This is a genomic window from Saccharothrix espanaensis DSM 44229 (genome assembly GCF_000328705.1).
GTDB classification, from domain to species: Bacteria; Actinomycetota; Actinomycetes; order Mycobacteriales; family Pseudonocardiaceae; genus Actinosynnema; species Actinosynnema espanaense.
Genome location: NC_019673.1, coordinates 4059285 through 4073875, shown reverse-complemented (window position 1 = coordinate 4073875; position 14591 = coordinate 4059285). Strand labels below are relative to the sequence as shown.

Annotated in this window: 11 protein-coding genes; 3 read left to right on the top strand and 8 right to left on the bottom strand. The window is 74.2% G+C overall.

All coding sequences use genetic code 11. From position 1 onward, the window contains the following. Positions 1-120: 120 nt before the first annotated feature. Positions 121-996 carry an LLM class flavin-dependent oxidoreductase gene (locus BN6_RS18085; protein WP_015101139.1) on the bottom strand — a complete coding sequence of 292 codons (876 nt, stop codon included), beginning with the start codon at positions 994-996 and terminating at the stop codon, positions 121-123. A gap of 257 nt (positions 997-1253) precedes the next feature. Here BN6_RS18085 and BN6_RS18080 point away from each other — a divergent pair, with 257 nt between their 5' ends. After that, on the top strand, positions 1254-5051 hold the full coding sequence (locus BN6_RS18080) for a Pls/PosA family non-ribosomal peptide synthetase (RefSeq protein ID WP_085983507.1): 3798 nt from the start codon (positions 1254-1256) through the stop codon (positions 5049-5051). Then, complete coding sequence (locus BN6_RS18075; RefSeq protein WP_015101136.1) at positions 5048-6295, top strand: M1 family metallopeptidase; 1248 nt, start codon at positions 5048-5050, stop codon at positions 6293-6295. Before BN6_RS18080 ends, BN6_RS18075 begins: the two co-directional genes overlap by 4 nt. 68 nt (positions 6296-6363) lie before the next feature. On the opposite strand, the gene BN6_RS18070 is transcribed toward BN6_RS18075, so the two are convergent. The 4 genes from BN6_RS18070 to mdlC all read right to left on the bottom strand — a co-directional run bounded on the left by BN6_RS18070 (position 6364) and on the right by mdlC (position 11146). After that, positions 6364-6903 (bottom strand): AAA family ATPase, encoded by a 540-nt coding sequence (locus tag BN6_RS18070; RefSeq protein WP_041313138.1) that lies wholly within the window; start codon positions 6901-6903, stop codon positions 6364-6366. A gap of 94 nt (positions 6904-6997) precedes the next feature. Then, entirely contained in the window at positions 6998-7885 is an 888-nt protein-coding gene (locus BN6_RS18065; RefSeq protein ID WP_051075631.1) for a M28 family peptidase, read from the bottom strand. Between the two features lie 426 nt (positions 7886-8311). Further along, positions 8312-9541: an MFS transporter gene (locus BN6_RS18060; RefSeq protein WP_015101133.1), complete on the bottom strand. Its 1230-nt coding sequence runs from the start codon at positions 9539-9541 to the stop codon at positions 8312-8314. A gap of 36 nt (positions 9542-9577) precedes the next feature. Next, on the bottom strand, positions 9578-11146 hold the full coding sequence (gene mdlC / locus BN6_RS18055) for a benzoylformate decarboxylase (protein WP_015101132.1): 1569 nt from the start codon (positions 11144-11146) through the stop codon (positions 9578-9580). A gap of 115 nt (positions 11147-11261) precedes the next feature. On the opposite strand from mdlC, the gene BN6_RS18050 reads away from it, so the two are divergent. Further along, positions 11262-12167 carry a LysR family transcriptional regulator gene (locus BN6_RS18050; RefSeq protein WP_015101131.1) on the top strand — a complete coding sequence of 302 codons (906 nt, stop codon included), beginning with the start codon at positions 11262-11264 and terminating at the stop codon, positions 12165-12167. A 78-nt stretch (positions 12168-12245) separates the two neighbouring features. On the opposite strand, the gene BN6_RS46755 is transcribed toward BN6_RS18050, so the two are convergent. The 3 genes from BN6_RS46755 to BN6_RS18035 form a co-directional block, all read right to left on the bottom strand. Then, positions 12246-12773 (bottom strand): ScyD/ScyE family protein, encoded by a 528-nt coding sequence (locus tag BN6_RS46755; protein WP_041313135.1) that lies wholly within the window; start codon positions 12771-12773, stop codon positions 12246-12248. Between the two features lie 707 nt (positions 12774-13480). Beyond that, positions 13481-13954, bottom strand: a complete 474-nt coding sequence (locus BN6_RS18040; RefSeq protein ID WP_015101129.1) for an SRPBCC family protein — start codon at positions 13952-13954, stop codon at positions 13481-13483. 19 nt (positions 13955-13973) lie between these two features. After that, positions 13974-14483, bottom strand: a complete 510-nt coding sequence (locus tag BN6_RS18035; protein WP_015101128.1) for an SRPBCC domain-containing protein — start codon at positions 14481-14483, stop codon at positions 13974-13976. Positions 14484-14591 lie beyond the last annotated feature (108 nt).

Genomic DNA, 14591 nt, shown 5'->3' with positions numbered 1-14591 from the left:
CCCGCCGCTGCCGATTCCGGCGTTCCGCGGTGCAAGACTCGCTGCTGTCTACAGTGGACAGTATTCGGGAGGTGCCGGGAAGACCCACGCACCGACAGGCGGCGGGTCCGTCACGGGAGCCTAGTCGAGTTCGGGCAGGACTTCGGCCGCGATCGTCTCCAGCAGGCCCTCGTCGCCGGCGAACACGCCCGACTCGCGCGGCCACGGCGCGGCCAGGTCGGTGAAGCCCGATTCCCCCGCCCGGCCCAGGAAATCACGGAAGCACTCGACGCTCGACAGCGAGAACACCGGTGCGGCGTCGGTCTGGAGGAACCGCCGCACCTGCGAGCGGTCCCGCCCGGCCTCGTCCAGCGCGTCGTCCAGTCGCGCCGACAGCTCGGCCACCGAGGCCCACCACGAGTCCAGCGTGTCCTGCGAGGTGCCGGTGGTGACCCAGCCCTGGCCGAACCGCGCGACCAGCCGCAGCGCCTTGGGCCCGTTGGCCGCCAGGACGAACGGGATCCGGGGCCGCTGCACGCAACCAGGCAGGTTCCGCGCGCCGGAAGCCCGGTAGTACTCACCCGTCCAGGTGACGTTGTCGTGTGTCAGCAAGGCATCCAGCAGCTCCACGAACTCCGCGTACCGGCGCGCCGGACTGGCCGCGGTGTTCGTCCCGCCGAACACTTCCGTGTCGTAGCCCCGCATCCCGCCCGCGCCGATGCCGAGCGTGAACCGCCCGTCCGACACGTCGTCCAGCGCGGTCAGCTCGCGGGCGAACGACACCGGGTGCCGGAAATTGGGCGAGGCCACCAGGATGCCCAGCCCGATCCGCGTCGTCGCGGCCGCTGCCAGCGCCAACGTCGGCACGGCGGAGAACCACGGGCCGTCCACGAGGGTCCGCCAGCCGACGTGGTCGAACGTCCACGCGTGGTGGAAACCGTAGCGCTCCAACGCCTCCCAGCGCGGTTTCGCCTCGGCCCAGCGATACTCGGGGAGGATGGTGATCCCGACCTTCATCCGACGCGCTCCAATCAGTCGTCTTGTTCGATCGAACATGGCACCTGTTCGGAAGTCAACCGCGTTACCCCCTGTGAGTCCTCCCACTTCGCGTGTCGATCACACGGCACAGCACGGAACCCCAGGTAAAGTGGCACTTCGGCGATTTCGCGGCACGCGATCGCCGAGGCTGCTTGGCCGGTGTAGCACCGAAAGCGGAGCAGCTCCCCCACCTTTCGGAGGACGAAAGTGCGCCAGCCTTCACCCGGTGCCCGCCGGTGACCATTGCCCCCGACTCCACCCTCGCACCCGCGCTGTTCCGCGCCCGCGCCGCCACGCCGGAGCGCACCCTGCTCGACGTCGTCGCCGACACCGCGCGCCGCCACCCGGACGCGCCCGCGATCGACGACGGCACGGTTTGCCTGACCTACCGCGAACTCCTGGCCGAGGTCGACGGCACGCGCCGCGAACTCGCGGGCCGCGGCATCGGCGTCGGCGACCGGGTCGGCATCCGCGTCCCGTCCGGCACGGTCGACCTCTACGTCTCGATCCTCGCGGTGCTCGCCGCCGGCGCGGCCTACGTGCCGGTCGACGCCGAAGACCCGGACGAGCGCGCCGACCTCGTGTTCGGCGAGGCCGACGCCTGCGCGGTGCTGACCGAGGGCCGCACGATCGTGCCGCGTTCCACCCCGCTGGGCATGGTCGGCACCCCCGGCCCGGACGACGACGCCTGGATCATCTTCACCTCCGGCTCGACCGGCAGGCCCAAGGGCGTCGCGGTCTCGCACCGCTCGGCCGCCGCGTTCGTCGACGCCGAGGCGCGCCTGTTCCTCGCCGACGACCCGATCAGCCCGGACGACCGCGTGCTCGCGGGCCTGTCCGTCGCGTTCGACGCGTCCTGCGAGGAGATGTGGCTGGCGTGGCGCAACGGCGCGTGCCTGGTGCCCGCCCCGCGCTCGCTGGTGCGCACCGGCATGGACCTCGGGCCGTGGCTGGTGGAGCAGGAGATCACCGTCGTGTCCACGGTGCCTACGCTGGCCGCGCTGTGGCCGGTCGAGGCGCTCGACGACGTGCGGCTGCTGATCTTCGGCGGCGAGGCGTGCCCGCCGGAACTGGCCGAGCGGCTCGCCGTCGACGGCCGCGAGGTGTGGAACACCTACGGCCCCACCGAGGCCACGGTGGTCGCCTGCGCCGCGCCGCTGACCGGCGTCGGCCCGGTGCGCATCGGGCTCCCGCTGGACGGCTGGGAACTGGCCGTGGTCGACGGCGAGGGCCGGGTGGTGCCGATGGGCGGCACCGGCGAGCTGGTGATCGGCGGCGTCGGCCTGGCCCGCTACCTCGACCCGGCCAAGGACGCCGAGAAGTTCGCCCCGCTGGAGGCGCTGGGCTGGACCCGCGCCTACCGCAGCGGCGACCTGGTCAAGGCCGAGCCCGAGGGCCTGCTGTTCCTGGGCCGCGCCGACGAGCAGATCAAGCTCGGCGGCCGGCGGATCGAGCTGGGCGAGGTCGACGCGGCGCTACAGGCCCTGCCCGGCGTGGCCGGCGCGGCGGCGGCCGTGCGGACCACCAAGGGCGGCAACCAGATCCTGGTCGGCTACCTGGTCGCCGGCGACGACTTCGACCACGCCGACGCGGTGTCCCGGCTGCGGGCCGCGCTGCCCGCCGCCCTGGTGCCGCTGATCGCCGTGGTCGACACGCTGCCGACCCGGACCTCCGGCAAGGTCGACCGCAACGCCCTGCCGTGGCCGCTGCCCGCGCTCGACACCGAGGCGGAGAGCCACCTGCAGGGCACCGAGGCGTGGCTGGCCGAGCAGTGGGCCGAGGTGATCGGCTCGCGGGTCTCCCGCTCCGACGCGGACTTCTTCGCCAGCGGCGGCGGCAGCCTGGCCGCCGCGCAGCTGATGTCGTTGGTGCGCACCAAGTACGCCGAGGTCTCGGTCAGCGACGTCTACCAGCACCCGACGCTGCGCGCGTTCGCCGTGCGGCTCGACGAGCTGGCCGCGCACGAAGCTCCGGTCCGCGAGGTCACGCCGACACCGCGCCGCGCGACGCTCGTGCAGGCGCTGCTGACCGTGCCGCTGATGACCGTCGCCGGTCTGCGGTGGACGGTCGCGCTCGCCGCGATCGGCAACGTGCTCGGCCTGCTGTCGGTCTCCTGGTGGCTGGTCGCGGCCGGGTGGCTGCTGTTCATCAGCCCGCCCGGCAAGGTCGCCCTCGCGGCCGGCGGCGCGCGCCTGCTGCTGCGCGGCGTCAAGCCGGGCGCGTACCCGCGCGGCGGGGGCGTGCACCTGCGGCTGTGGACCGCCGAGAAGCTCGCCGAGCACACCGGCGCGACGAACCTGGCCGGCTCCTGGATCACGCACTACGCCCGCGCGCTGGGCGCCAAGATCGGTCCGGACGTCGACCTGCACTCGATGCCGCCGGTCACCGGGCTGCTCAAGCTCGGCCGGGGCAGCGCGATCGAACCCGAGGTCGACCTGTCCGGCACGTGGGTGGACGGCGACCTGGTGCGGATCGGCCGCATCCGGGTCGGCGCGGGGGCCACGGTCGGCGCGCGCAGCACGCTGTTCCCCGGCGCCCGGATCGGCAAGCGGGCCGAGGTCGCGCCCGGTTCCGGCGTGGCCGGCTCGGTGCCGACCGGCCAGCGCTGGTCCGGGGTGCCCGCGCAGCGCTCCGGCAAGGCGTCCCGGCTGCGCACCCGCCCGCCGCGCTCGCTGTGGTGGAAGAACGTCTACGGCGCGACGACCTTCGCGCTGGGCCTGCTGCCCGCCGTGGCCGCGCTGCCCGCGCTGCTGCTGGTGGTGCGCGGCCCGTTCGCGCAGGGCCCGCTGACGTTGGGCTCCGCGCTGATCGCCGTGCCACTGGCGACGGTGGCGTGGCTGGGCGCGTACGCGCTGCTCGTGCTGGTGTCCGTGCGGCTGCTCGGGATCGGGCTGCGGGCGGGCGTGTACCCGGTGCACAGCCGGGTCGCGTGGCAGGCGTGGACCACCGAGCGGCTGATGAACATGGCCCGGGTGGCGCTGTTCCCGTTGTACGCCAGCCTGTTCACGCCGGTGTGGCTGCGGCTGCTCGGCATGCGGGTCGGCCGGGGCGTGGAGGCCTCGACCGTGCTGGCGCTGCCGAAGATGACCCGAATCGGCGACGGCGCGTTCCTCGCCGACGACACCATGGTCGGCTCCTACGAGCTGGGCGGCGGCTGGCTGCGGATCGCCGAGGCGCGGGTCGGCAAGCGGGCGTTCCTGGGCAACTCCGGGATGACCGCGCCCGGCCGCTCGGTGCCCAACCGGGGCCTGGTCGGCGTGCTCTCGGCCACCCCGAAGCGGGCCAAGGCGGGCAGCTCCTACCTCGGGATGCCGCCGATGAAGCTGCCGCGCGCGGTCGCCGACGGCGACCAGAGCCGCACGTTCGACCCGCCCAAGCGGCTGGTCGTGGCGCGGGCGCTGGTCGAGCTGTGCCGGGTCGTGCCGGTGATGTGCCACGTGGCACTGGTCGTGCTGGTGCTGTTCGCGCTGCGCGAGCTGGGCGCGTTCGCGCCGCTGCTGGCCGGCGTGGTGCTGCTGGCCGCCGGGCTGACCGCGGGCGCGGTGGCGCTGGTGGCCAAGTGGCTGCTGATCGGGCGGTTCCGGCGGCGGGAGTACCCGCTGTGGAGCGCGTTCGTCTGGCGCAACGAGCTCGCGGACACCTTCGTCGAGGTCCTGGCCGTGCCGTGGCTGGTCGGCTCGGCCGGCGGGTCGCCGCTGATGCCGCTGTGGCTGCGGGCGCTGGGCGCCCGGATCGGGCGCGGCGCGTGGGTCGAGTCGTACTGGTTCCCGGAGGCCGACCTGGTCCGGTTGGGCGACGGCGCGACGGTGAACCGGGGGTGCGTGGTGCAGACCCACCTGTTCCATGATCGGATCCTGCGCATGGACCAGGTGACGTTGGCGGCGGGCTCGACGCTCGGACCGCACGGGATCGTGCTGCCCGGCGCGACGGTCGGCGCGCACACGACGGTGGGGCCCGCCTCGCTGGTGATGCGCGGCGAGGAGGTGCCGGCGGGCAGCCGGTGGCTGGGCAACCCGATCTCCGCGTGGCGATGACCGGTCCGCTCGCGCAGCACGGGGACCCGGCCTGCCGGGTCGAGCACTACGACCTGGAGCTGGACTACAAGCCGCTGACCGGGCGGCTGGCCGGGCGCGCCCGGCTGTGGGTGCACACTGAGGGCCCGATCACGCTGGACCTCGGCCGGTTCGCCATCGGCAAGGTCCTGGTGGACGGCAAGCCCGCGCGCTACACCCACGGCGACGGCAAGCTGCGGCTGCGGCACCGGGGCCGTGGGCGCAGCGTGGTCGAGGTGCGCTACTCGGGCCTGCCGCAGCCGGTCCGCACCCGGCACTGGGGCGACCTGGGCTGGGAGCAGCTGGCCGACGGCGCGCTGGTGGCCGGCCAGCCGATCGGCGCGCCGTCCTGGTTCCCGTGCAACGACCTGGTGCGGGACAAGGCGACCTACCGGATCTCGGTGACCACCGCGTCGCCGTACACGGCGGTGGCCAACGGCGTGCTGGTCGACGGCCGCACCGGCAGCAGCACCACGACGTGGGTGTACGAGCAGGCCGAGCCGATGGCGGCCTACCTGGCGTCGGTGCAGATCGGCCAGTACGAGCGGCTGCCGCTGGCGCTGGGCCAGCACGTCCTGGTGCCCGCGCGGCTGCGGCGGGCGGCGGCGCACGACTTCGGCCGCCAGCCGCAGATGGTGGCGTTGTTCGAGGAGCTGTTCGGGCCGTACCCGTTCCGCGAGTACCACGTGGTGGTGACCGACGACGAGCTGGAGGTGCCGATCGAGGCGCAGGGCCTGTCGGTGTTCGGCGCGAACCACGTCGACGGGCGGCGCGGGTTCGAGCGGCTCGTCGCGCACGAGCTGGCGCACCAGTGGTTCGGCAACAGCGTCGGCCTGGCGGACTGGAAGGACATCTGGCTCAACGAGGGGTTCGCCTGCTACGCGGAGTGGCTGTGGTCGGAGAACTCCGGCGGTCCCTCGGCGGCCGTGCACGCCGAACGCGCGCACGCCCGGCTCGCCCGGCTGCCGCAAGACCTGCGGATCGGCGACCCGGGCGTGGCGAACCTGTTCGACGACCGGGTGTACAAGCGCGGCGCGCTCACGTTGCACGCGCTGCGCACCCGGCTGGGCGACCAGGCGTTCTTCACCGTGCTGCGCGACTGGAGCCGCAACCACCGGCACGCCACCGCGACGACGGCCGACTTCGTGGCGCTGGCGCAGTGGCACAGCGTCGCGCCGCTGGAGCCGTTCTTCCACGCGTGGCTGCACGAGCCGCGCCTGCCGTAGCCGACCCTGCTCGCGCGGTCCGCGCGTGGCCGTCCGGACCGCTCGCCAGCCGCCTTGGCCGGCGACCCCTACCGCGAACCCGCCGACTCGAAGGCGGCCAGCACCTCGTCGGCCAGTTCGGCCGGGGTGAGCCGGTCCGAGCGCAGCACGACCGTCCCGTCCGGTTGACGGTCGGCGGCGGCCGGGTCCAGCCGGCTCAGGGCCCAGTCGAGCGCCGACTGGCCGGACGCCGGGTCGGCGGGGAGCGGCGGGCGGGTGGCGAGCCGCTCGCGCAGCACGTCGGCGTCCGCCTCCAGGAAGACGTGCAGGACGTCCTCGCCCGCGTCGGCCAGGCCGCCGAGGATCTCCGCCCGGTAGGCGTCGCGGACCAGCGACATCGGCACGATGAGCGGGTCCGCGTGGTGCCTGCGCAGCGACAGCGCCGTGGCGACGACCAGTTCCCGCCAGCTCGGCAGGTCCTGGAAGTCGTCGTTGGGCGGCATCCACTTCCACAGCATGATGCCGACGTCCTCGGGGTCGTACACGAGCGAGCCCGGCAGCCGCCGGTGCAGTTCCCGGGCCAGCGTCGTCTTGCCCGCCGCGAACCCGCCGTTGAGCCAGATGATCACCTTCGCACGGTAACCGCGCGGTCGGCGACCGCGCCACCTCCGGGTCCGGGCGCGGCGTCGTGGCCGGAGCGGGGCCCCGGCCACGACGGGTCGGTCACCGCCGGGCGGCTCCGGCCAGGTTCCAGGCCAGGTCCGCGGCGGCGGTGGCGCCGGTCGCCACGACGCCCGCGGTCACGTTGGTGATGGTGTCGCAGCGCTGGTGGTAGCACGGGTCGTTGCCGCTGGTGATGCCCGAGACGGGGACGCCGATCCCGGCGAACGACGCGTGGTCGCTGCGCCCGGCGATGTTCACCCCGCGGGTCGGGATGCCCTTGGCCCGGAAGTGCGCGTCGAACTGCTGGCGCAGGGCGGCGTTGTCGGTGTAGACGCCCCACGTGGTGGTGTTCTTCGCACCGACCATGTCGAAGTTCAGGTAGGTCTTGATCCGGGTGCGCTCGGCGGCGGGCAGCCGGGAGGCGTAGTACTTCGAGCCGATGAGCCCGAGCTCCTCCGCGCCCCACCAGCCGAAGCGCAACCGCTTCTGCACGGTGGGCTTGGTGCGGGCCAGGGTGAGGGCGGTCTCCAGCACGGCGGCCGAGCCGGAGGCGTTGTCGTTGAGGCCCGGCCCGGCGGCGACCGAGTCGAGGTGGGCGCCGAGGAAGACGACCTGGTTGGCGTCGCCCTGCGGCCAGTCGGCGATCACGTTCCAGCCGGTGGCCCCGTTGTGCGTGAAGGACTGCAGGGTGGTGGTGAACCCGGCCGCGTCCAGCTTGCCCTTCACGTAGTCCGCCGACGCCCGGTAGCCGGGCCGGCCGTGCGCCCGGTTGCCGCCGTTGGCGGTCCCGATGGACTGGAACTGCTGGAGGTGGACCTGGACGGCGTCGGCCGGGATCTGGGGCGGTGCGGCCAGGGTGGCGGGCGCGGCCGAGGACGGTGCGGCGAGCCCCGCTCCGACCAGGGCGGCGACGGCCGCGGCCGTGCCGAAGATCTTGGCGATTCGCATGTGCGCTCCTAAACAGGGAGGAGGTCGCGCTATGCGGCGGCGTCTCCGCACGCTACCGGCTCCCCGGACGGCCCGAAACGTGCCTGCGGCGCAATACGGACATCCGGACAGGCCCGTCCGTTCGTCGGACGGTCAGCCGCGCGGCGATTCGATCGTGGGCGTGAGCGCGGCCAGGGTGGCAGCGGTGCCGGGCGGAGGACCCTCGTCGAGCGCGCGCCAGTCGTGCCGGCCGAGCACGGCCGGCACGGTCTTACCAGCACGATCTGCCGCAGCTCGGCGTCGGCCTCGGCGTCGGCGGCGTGCGCGACCCGCTCCCCGGCCCGCGCCTGGACGCCCGCGAGCACGTGCCGGAACAGGTACCGGCCGTCCGGGCGCCGGTCGGCGTGATCACCGGGATCCCGCCGACCGACGAGTACGCCGGCCGGTTCACCGACGAGGCACGGCCGGGGTGGCCGGGGACGGGTCGCGGGCCAGCGCGAGCACCGAGGTCAGCCCGAGCACCGCCACCACCGCGAAGAACCAGAACCCCCACGGGTCGGCGACGCCGGCCGTGACCAGCGCCCCGGTCACGAACGGGCCCAGGATCGACCCGATCCGGCCCACCGCCGAGGTGAAGCCCAACGCGGTGCCCCGGGCCTCCGCCGGGAACGCCTGCGACACGTACCCGTAGATCAGCACCTGCGCGGAGAACACGAACACGCCGGTCAGCAGCACCACCAGGTTGAGCAGCAGGGCGCTGTCCACGCGCAGGGTGAGCGCCGCGAGCAGCACCGCCGCCGCGCCGAACCAGATCACCGCGATCGGCTTGATCCCGTACCGGTCGGCGATCAGCCCCGCGGCCAGCAGGCCGAGCACCGCGCCGACGTTGAGCACCAGCAGCAGGGTGATCGCGGTCGAGATCGGGTAGCCGGCCGTGCGCATGAGCTGCGGCAGCCAGGTGTTGAGGCCGTAGACCAGCAGCAGGCCCATGAACGAGCCCACCCAGACCGCGATGCTGGTCCGCCGGTACCTCGGGCCGAGCAGGTCGCGCGGCGAGAGCCGGTCGGGCTTGTCGCGGGCGGCCAGGAACGCGGCGGACTCCGGCAGCCGCCACCACATCAGCGGCACCACCAGCAGGCCCGCGACCCCGCCGCCGTAGAACAGCAGGTGCCAGTCGTCGCCGGCGGCCAGGGCCAGCACCGACATCAGCACCGCGCCGACGTGGTAGCCGGTCATCGTCACGGTGCTGGCGCTCGCCCGGCGGCGGGCCGGGAGGTTCTCCGCCATCACGGTCAGCGCGATCGGCATGCACGCGCCCAGACCCAGTCCCGCCAGGAACCGCAGCACCGCGAACATCGCCACGCTCGTGGACAGGGGGATCACGAGCGTGAACAGCGAGAACAGCAGGACCGAGCCGATCAGCAGCCGGCGGCGGCCGAACCGGTCGGTCAGCGGGCTCAGCCCGGCCGCGCCGATCGCGACGCCGACCAGCGACACGGTCGCCACCAGCGTCGCGCCGGCCGGGGTGAACCCGAGGTGCCCGGACTTGAGCAGGGTCGGGATGGTGGCCGCGAAGGCCACCAGGTCGTAGCCCTCCAGCAGGACGGTCAGCCAGCAGAACACCGCTGTCCACGTCGAGCGCACTGGAGGCTCCGAACGGGTCGGAGACGTCGTCATTGCCGTGCTCCTTCCACCGGCTGGCAGGTCAGCCGGTCATTCCGGGGAGGTCGGGAACGTGTCCACCTGGATCAGCCGCAGACCGGACGACTTGAGCTGCGCGCGCAGCTCGTCGACGTCGGTGACCGTGGTGGCGGGCACGCCGTAGCCCTCGGCGATGCGGGCGAAGTCGAGGCCGGGGATCTCGGTGCCGGGCACGTCCGGCACGCCGAGCAGCTCGCCGAACCAGCGCAACGCGCCGTACGTGCCGTTGCGCAGGATGACGAACGTGATCGGCAGGCCGTACTGGGCGGCGGTCCACAGCGCGGTGATGCCGTAGTTCGCGGAGCCGTCGCCGACCACCGCCACCACCGGCCGGTCCGGGCGGCCCATCGCCATGCCCACCGCGGCGGGCAGGCCGAACCCGAGCCCGCCGGAGGCCGGGAAGAAGTACGAGCCGCCTTCCCGCAGGTCCATCTGCCGCCACCACGCCGAGTTCGTCGAGGTGGACTCCACGACGTAGACGGTGTCCTCGGGCTGGGTCTCGCGCAGCGCCGCGAACACCTGCTCCGGGTGCAGGGCGCTCGGCGCGGTCGCCGGTTCGGGGTTGGGCACGAACGCCCGCGCGGTCGGCCGCGGGGCGGTGCGGGCCAGCAGCGCCTCGACCACCGCGCCCGGGTCGGCGACCAGCGCCTCCCCCATCGGCGCGCGGGCCGCCGCGCCGGGGTCGTCGGTGACCTGCACCAACCGGCTGCCGGCCGGCAGGTACGGGCCCGGCACGTGCTGGTGGTAGCGGAACACCGGGGCCCCGAGCACCAGGATCAGGTCGTGCCCGGCGAGGGCGTCGGACACGGCGGCGATGCCGGCGGGCAGCACGCCCCGGAACAGCTCGTGCCGGTTGGGGAACGGCAGCCGGTACGGCGACGGCGCGACCCACGTGGGCAGCGACCGGTGCTCGGCCAGCGCCACGACCCGGTCGAACAGGCCCGCCGCGTCGATCTCGCCGCCCAGCACGAGCGCCGGGTTGCGGGCCGCCTCGACCCGCGCCACCAGCTCGGCCACCTGGTACTCCGAGGGCAGCGAGCCGCGCCGCACGGTCCGGTCCAGGGTGACCGCCGCGTTGTCGTCCAGCTCCTGGTCCCAGTCGTCGTAGGGCACCGACAGGTAGGTGGGGCGGCGGTGCAGCTCCGCCTCGAAGACCGCCTGCGCGACCGAGCGCGGGACGTCCGAGGCGGCGGCGGGCTCGCCGGACCAGGCCACCAGCGGGCGCATCAGCTGGGGCGCGTCGACGTTGGCCAGCATCGCCTCCAACCCGATCGCCGACCGGACCTGCTGGCCGGCGGTGAGCACCAGCGGCGAGCGGGAGTAGACGGCGTTGGTGAGCGCGCCCATCGCGTTGCCGGAGCCCGCGGCGGCGTGCAGGTTGACCAGCACCGGACGGCCGGTGGCCTGCGCGTAGCCGTCCGCCATGCCGACCACGACGCCCTCGTGCAGGCCCAGCACGTAGCGGAAGGACGGCGGCAGGTCGGCCAGGAACGGCAGCTCGTTGGAGCCCGGGTTGCCGAAGATGGTGGTCAGGCCGCGGCGTTCGAGGAAGTCGTGGACGATCCGGCGGACGGTCGGCAAGGGGTCCTCCTCGGTCACGGGGCTCGGCGCGCCCCGGGGTGACCCAGACCTTAAGAACCGATCGGACCGTGTTCCAATAGATGTTCTGCGACGATGACATCGATGGGATCGATAGTTGCGTGACTTCGACCTGAACCTGGTGCGCACGTTCGTGCTGCTCTACGAGACGCGCAGCGTCACCGCGACCGCCGAGGCGCTGCACGTCACGCAGCCGACGATCAGCTACAGCCTCCAGAAGCTGCGCCGCCGGTTCAGCGACGAGCTGTTCCGGCGGGCCAAGGGCGGGCTGGTCCCGACCGCGACGGCCCGCTCCCTGTACGAACCGCTGCACGCGGCGCTGGCGGGCATCGAGGAGGCGGTCAGCGGCGCGTGGCCGTTCGACCCGGGCACCGCGCACGCCGCGTTCACCCTGGCGCTGTCCGACCTGGGCGAGGTCGCCCTGCTCCCCCGCCTGCTGGCCGCGCTGCCGGCGCGGGCGCCGGGCGTGGTGCTCACCGTCCGGCCGCTGGACGTGGTCAACGCGCCGGACCTGGTGGGCCGGGGCGAGGTGGACGCGTTCATCGCCTCCCCCCTGTTCAGCACGCCCCGGGTGGCCCGGATCCCGCTGTTCGCGGAGGGGTACGTGGCGATGGTCGCGGCGGCGCACCCGCGCCTGCGGGGCGAGCGGGCGACGCTGCCGGAACTGGCCGCCGAGCGGCACGTCACCGTCTACGGCCCGACCGGGCACGAGGGGCCGCGCCGGGCGCTGGAGGCGCACGGCCTGCGCCACCGGGTGGTCGTGGAGACGACCCGGTTCACGTCCCTGCCGTACCTGGTGCAGGACGACGACCTGGTGGCGATGGTCCCCCGGCTGGTGGCGCGGGCGTTCGCCGGCACCCACCGGGTCCGGCTGCTGGACCTGCCGTTCGACATCGAACCGGCCCAGGTCTCGATCTACGCCCGGCACGCGCACGCCCGCAGCCCGGCGCAGTCCTGGCTGGTCGACTTCATGACCGGGGTGCTGGCCGCCGACCCGCCGTGACGTGCCCGACCCCGCCGCCTGGCCGCCGCTCCCCCAGCACGCTCGGTGTCGTGCTGGGGGAGCCGCGGCGGCGAGGGGTCAGTCCCTGGTGGTGATCTCCAGCAGCCGGCCGGAGTTGTCGCCCATGCCCGAGGTGCGGTTGGTGACGCAGATGTCGCCCGCGGGCGTCACCGCCACGCCGCCGGGGTGTTCCAGGCCCTCCCGGGCCAGGGTGGTCCGGGTGCCGTCGCGCCCGACCCGGATCAGCCGGCCGGTGCGGTCCGGGCTGTCGAAGCCCTTCTCGGCGATCTCCAGCACCAGCATCCGGCCCCGGTGGTCGAAGGCCAGGTCGATGATGCCGGTGAAACCGGTCGCCACCACGATCGGCGCGCGGCCGGGGACCAGCCGCCAGACCCGCGCCGCGCCGATCCGGGTCGGCTCGCCGCTGTACTCGCTGACGTAGAACGCGCCGTCCGGGCCGCGGGTGATCGCGCTGGGCACCGACTCGACGGTCGCGCCGTCGACCACCTGGTCGGGCAGCGGGGCGACCATCCGGACCTCGCCGTCGTCGCCGACGTGCAGGACGTCGTTGCCGCCGGCCTCGGCGACCAGCACCCCGCCGGGCACCGGCCCGAGTCCGTGATCACGCCGGTCTGCGCCAGGCCGCGGGCGGCGGGGCCCAGACCGTCCCGGGTGGACAGTCGGCCACCGAGCCCGAACACGACCAGGACCCGGTCGCGGTCCACGGCCACGTCGTGCAGGCCCAGCACGGAGAACTCGTTGATCACCGACGGGAGCCGGTCGGCGATCCGGGTCGACCGGCCGGTGCGCGGCGAGTAGGCGGTGATCGCGCCGGTCCGGCCGAAGCACGCCGGGTAGTCGCCGACGCCCGGCGCGCACGGCGCGGGCCCGCCCCGACCGGCCTCGGTGACCAGCACCCGGCCCCGGTAGGGGTCCCAGGTCAGGCCGTGCGGGGTGTCCAGCCCCTCGGCCACCACCCGCTCCCCTGGCGCCGGTCGCCGCCGGCCCGGCCGGCACCGTGACGACCAGCGCAGCGGCCGCGGCGAGCGCGGTTACCCGTCGGAACATGGCAGCCTCCTGAGCTCGGACCCTGCCGCTACTCCTCAAGTAGCTATCAGTTCGATAGTCAGGGTCAACGAGAGAGCTTCGTGCCCGCAGACCGGGAAGACCGCCGCACCAAGGAAACCCGGTGGTGGGCGAGTTGACCGAGAGTTGAGCGGCAGCACGGTCGCCGGCGGTGTTCCAGCCACCGCCATAGCGCACTGCCCCCGCCCGGCGGCCGGGCGGGGGCAGTGCGGTCGACGCCGGGAGTCCTAAGTGGACAGCCGGATGCCGTACTCGGCGTAGCAGCGCACCAGGGTGAGCGCCTCGCCCCAGCCGGTGGAGCACTCGGCGAACCGGCGCAGGCCGGTCTCGCTCTGCGGCAGGCCCGTCTCCACCACCTGCAACCACGTGCCGTGCACGTGCGGCGCGGTGGTGAAGGTGACCAGCGACGGCGGCGATCCCCAGGTGAAGGCGAACTTCTCACCCGGCTCGCAGGCCACCACCTCGCCCTCGTCGGTCACGTCCGAGCCGTCGTCGGTCCAGCCCTTCCAGACCAGGTGCACGTGGCTGCCGACGGCCGGGTCGAAGGTCGAGCCGTCGGTGAACCACCGGTCCCAGGCCGCGCCGCTGCTGAGCAGCTCGAACACGACCGAGGGCGCGGCGCGGACCAGGGTGGAGTGCAGGATCTCCGGGACCCGCACGGCGGCGTCGCCCGCGCGGACCGCTGTTTCGGTGCTGTTCATCGTCCGTCCTCCCGGTCGGTCATTCGGCGGCGGCGGCGTAGTGCGGGCGCAACTGCTGCCGGCGGCGGCCCGAATCGCGCCGCGGCAGCCCGCCGGCCAGCAGCACGTCCAGCCAGTCGGTGTACATGTGCCGGCCCGCCGCGTAGTCCGCCGGGTCGACCTCGGCGGGCAGGTCGCTGTGCCGCACCCGCGGCCGGGTGCCGCCCTCGGCCGCCGCGAGCTCCCAGCGCAGCACCGAGTCGGCGGTCTCGTCCTGGTAGCGCCAGGCCACCTCCAGCACCCCCGGCTCCCGCCACTCGCGGACCCGGCACGTGCTGCTGTCGCCCGCGTCCCCCAGGCAGGCCAGCACGTACGCACCGCCCGGGGCGGGCTCGCCGGAGAGCACCGGGCCGAACCAGGACGCGATCAGCACCGGTTCGGTCAACGCCGCCCAGGCGGCCTCCGGGGATCCGGGCAGCACCCGCTCGACGGTCGCCGCGCGCCGCGCGCGCGACGCCGTGCCGAGCAGGGTGGTGGTGCTTTCGCTCATGCTCACGAGCCTCTCTCAGCGGCGGCCGCGGGGCCGCCTCGTGCGGTTGTGCCCGGTGGGGACCGGGGCCTCGACGCCGACCGCGCGCACGGCGGCGCGCCGAGTCCA

Coding starts and splice junctions, on each gene's coding strand:
- BN6_RS18085 (WP_015101139.1), bottom strand. CDS start 996: ATGAAGGTCGGGATCACCATCCTCCCCGAGTATCGCTGGGCCGAGGCG.
- BN6_RS18075 (WP_015101136.1), top strand. CDS start 5,048: ATGACCGGTCCGCTCGCGCAGCACGGGGACCCGGCCTGCCGGGTCGAG.
- BN6_RS18065 (WP_051075631.1), bottom strand. CDS start 7,885: ATGCGAATCGCCAAGATCTTCGGCACGGCCGCGGCCGTCGCCGCCCTG.
- BN6_RS18060 (WP_015101133.1), bottom strand. CDS start 9,541: ATGACGACGTCTCCGACCCGTTCGGAGCCTCCAGTGCGCTCGACGTGG.
- BN6_RS18040 (WP_015101129.1), bottom strand. CDS start 13,954: ATGAACAGCACCGAAACAGCGGTCCGCGCGGGCGACGCCGCCGTGCGG.
- BN6_RS18035 (WP_015101128.1), bottom strand. CDS start 14,483: ATGAGCGAAAGCACCACCACCCTGCTCGGCACGGCGTCGCGCGCGCGG.